This is a genomic window from Kitasatospora putterlickiae, from assembly GCF_039527695.1.
Lineage (GTDB): Bacteria > Actinomycetota > Actinomycetes > Streptomycetales > Streptomycetaceae > Kitasatospora > Kitasatospora putterlickiae.
Window position 1 is genome coordinate 2611 of record NZ_BAAAKJ010000293.1, and the last position, 3199, is coordinate 5809.

Genomic DNA, 3199 nt, shown 5'->3' on the forward strand with positions numbered 1-3199 from the left:
AGCCGGGTCGCCGTGGTCGACCCGGGGGCGGACGCCAACACCATGCTCACCGCCGTCCGGGAGGCGGCCGCCCGCCCGGGCCGCTGGCTGCTGGTCTGCCTGGTGGGCCAGCTGGTGGCCGACCCGCGCGGGCGCCGGCTCGCCCTGGTGACGGCGGGCTCCACCGCCGACAACGCCTACCGGCGCGGGCTGGCCTGGGACTGGGTGGTCAGCGCGATGGTGCACGGCGACCAGGAGGAGGCGCTGCTGCTGGTCGACGCGGTCGCCGACAAGGACACCTGGGCGGCGCTGGAACGCGGCGGCGGCGAGGACGGCGCGGGTGAACTGCTCAGCTACTCGCGGGTCCCGCTCTGGGGCCGGATCGGCCGCCACGCGCCCGGCCGCTACCACCCGGGCCGGCGCGGCCGGGAGGCCGTCCTGCCGGGCGGCCCCGGCTCGTTCAGCCAGGCGCTCACCACCGTGCTGAGCCAGGGCGTCCCGGGCGCGCCCGCCGCCGTCGGACCGCACGAACTGCAACCCGCCGTCGGCGCACTGCTCGACGGAGGCGCCCCGCACGAGGGCGCGGGCGCCGGTGCGCCGGCGAACCAGCACGAAGCGCCGGGTGTGCGCCTGCTCGTCCCGCCGGAGGGCGGGCGCCTTCTGATGCGCAATCGGGCGGCGGTTCGGGGGGCATTGGCCGGATTGTCGCTTTCCGAGGAACTGTTGGCCCTGCTGTGGCGGGAAAGCGCCCCGACGGATCCGCCCTCCGCGTAAGGTCAGGAGGCCGTAGGTGTTGCCGTGAAGCCCCGGTTTGGCGAAGAATCGATGCTCGCGGGGAAACGCCGGCGGGACGGCGGAATTCTTCTGGCGACCCCGGTCCACACCCGGGGCCGGCTGCGACGAGGTGGGGCGATGCGGCAGCGCGGAAATGTGTTGCGCCCTGGGGCGGTTGGGGCTGGAGGGCTGGTTCTGGCGTTGCTGCTGGGCGGCTGCGCGAGCGGCGGGTCCGGTGGTTCCACCGATCGCCTGGGGACGAGCGCGCCCACGGTCGCGGGGGTGACGGCGGTCCCTCCTTCGGGTGGTTCGGCAAACGTCGGGAACGCGCCGACCGACGGACCTGAAGGGGCCGCCGCCAGGTCGGCTCTGAGTACCTATCAGGACTGGTGGCAGGCCCAGGTGGAGGCGTTCGGGCGAACCGATTCGGACGGTTCCGGATTCGGCACCTTCGCTTCAGGGAAGGCGCTGACCGAAGCCCTCGTCAATCTCAAGCAACTGCACGACGCCAAGCTGGTGATGACGGGCGAACCGCGGAGTTCCGCGGTGGTGAAGTCCGTCGACCTGACCGCCGATCCGAACACCGCCGTGATCGAGGACTGCCTGGACGTGTCCGGCTGGCACCAGGCGGACGCCGTCACCCGTGCGGTGAAGGACCCGCCCGACCGGCTCGGCCGGTACGTGGCGACCGTTTCCCTGCGAAAGTTCCAAACGCGCTGGCTGATCCACGAGTTCAAGCGGGAGGTGGGACGCACATGCTGAAGCCGGTACGGCGATTGGTGATCGGCACGCCGCTGTTCGCCGGATTACTCCTGGCACCGACGGGGCCGGCGGCGGCCGATCCCCCCGGCCCCACGGGGGGTGCCACCCAGTGTGAGATCAACATCATCTGCAGGGAGGGGGGCCAGCAGGGGAGCACGCCGGCTCCTTCCGGCGGTGGCAGCCATGGCGGCGGCGGGGGCACGTCGGGGTCGCGGCTCTGCGTCTGGAACGGCCAGGTCCTCGCCTGCAGCGATCCCGAGCTGGGCTGGTTCAGCGCCACCAACGGCTGCTACTACCGCGTCCTCAACCCGCAGCCCGAGGCCGGGGATCCGAGCTGGGAGAACCACGACCCCAAGGAGGGGTCGGTCTACAACGTGACCTGCCGTTCTTCGGACGGCTCGGTCAGCTCTCCCGAGCCGAAGTTCCTCGCCCAGGCGCCCGTGCCCGCGCCGCCGGACCCGGGAGCCGAGGCCGACAGGTACGTCCACGACGAACTGCACTTCCAGCCCCCGACGCTCGGGGTCGCCCCCAAGAAGGACCCGGTGGTGGGCGGGAACGTCTGGCTCTGGCTGGCGGACCCGAAGAAGCCGGCCACGGAACCGCTGACCCTGGGCGGTCTCACGGTGACGGTCACTCCTCGGGTGGCCTCGGTGAAGTGGGACCTCGGCGACGGGACCAAGGTGACCTGCAAGGGCGCCGCCGCGGTCGGCACCCCGTACGACGTCAAGTACGGCGCCAACCCCTCGCCCACCTGCGGCCACGTCTTCAAGAGCGGTTCCGGTACCAAGAAGGACGGCGTGTTCACCGGCTCGGTCGAGGTCGTGTGGATGAACGACGTGACGGTCTCCGACGGTACGAAGGTCGACCCGATCGAGATCCGGGTCACCGCGGAACGTGTCAGCTTCCGGGTCGCCGAGGTCCAGGTCCTCAACTGACGCACAGCAAACCCCGATGAACGAACGAACGCGAGGAAGGCCGAAGCCCGGTGGAGAACCGTACAGTTGCCACGCCCGGCCCCGGCACGTCCGCCACGGCGACCGCGGCCGCCCCGACGGCCGTGCCGGACCAGCGGCGCGGGGCTCCGCGCAGCCCCGGGCGGACGCTCGGCGCGCGGCGCCGGCGCCCCGCCGTGCTGGCGATGGCGGTGGCCCTGATAGCCGCCGGCGGGCTGGGCGGCGCGGTGCTCTACAACAGCACCGGCCAGCGGGTGGCGGTGCTGGCGCTGGCCCGGGACGTGCCATGGGGCCAGGTGCTGACCGAGGCCGACCTGGTGGTCGTCCGGATCGCCAGCGACCCGGCGCTCAAGCCGCTGGACGCCGCCGACCGGACCAAGGCGGTCGGGATGCGGGCCACCACGGACCTCCACCGGGGCGGGCTGCTCACCAAGTCCGACCTCGCGCAGTCGCTCGTCCTGAACCCCGGTCAGCTGCTGGTCGGCGTCTCGGCCCGGCGCACCCAGCTGCCGGCCACCCGGCTCCAGCCGGGCCAGCCGGTGATCGTCGTCTACACCCCGGACGGCGCGCGGTCCGAGACGCTCGCCGCCACCGTCTACACCGTGGGCCGGGTGGACACCGACGGCAGCCAGGTCTTCGACGCCGTCGTGGACCAGGCGGACGCGGGCAAGCTCGCCTCCTGGGTGTCCACCGGACGGATCCAGGTGGTGGTGGCGCCCCGCGCGGCGGCC

The 3199-nt window shown here is 73.0% G+C and carries 3 protein-coding genes and 1 pseudogene; all 4 read left to right on the forward strand.

Annotation, left to right across the window (positions count from 1 at the left end):
• A pseudogene (locus tag ABD308_RS28465) lies at window positions 1-753 on the forward strand (hypothetical protein); the annotation flags it as partial.
• A gap of 24 nt (window positions 754-777) precedes the next feature.
• Complete coding sequence (locus ABD308_RS28470) at window positions 778-1515, forward strand: hypothetical protein (protein ID WP_344340460.1); 738 nt, start codon at window positions 778-780, stop codon at window positions 1513-1515.
• The gene (locus ABD308_RS28475; RefSeq protein WP_344340465.1) at window positions 1509-2450 is read left to right on the forward strand and encodes a hypothetical protein; all 942 of its coding nucleotides are present in this window, start codon (window positions 1509-1511) and stop codon (window positions 2448-2450) included. The genes ABD308_RS28470 and ABD308_RS28475 overlap by 7 nt, the downstream gene beginning before the upstream one ends.
• A gap of 50 nt (window positions 2451-2500) precedes the next feature.
• A partial coding sequence (locus ABD308_RS28480) for an SAF domain-containing protein (protein ID WP_344340468.1) occupies window positions 2501-3199 on the forward strand: 699 nt, incomplete at its 3' end.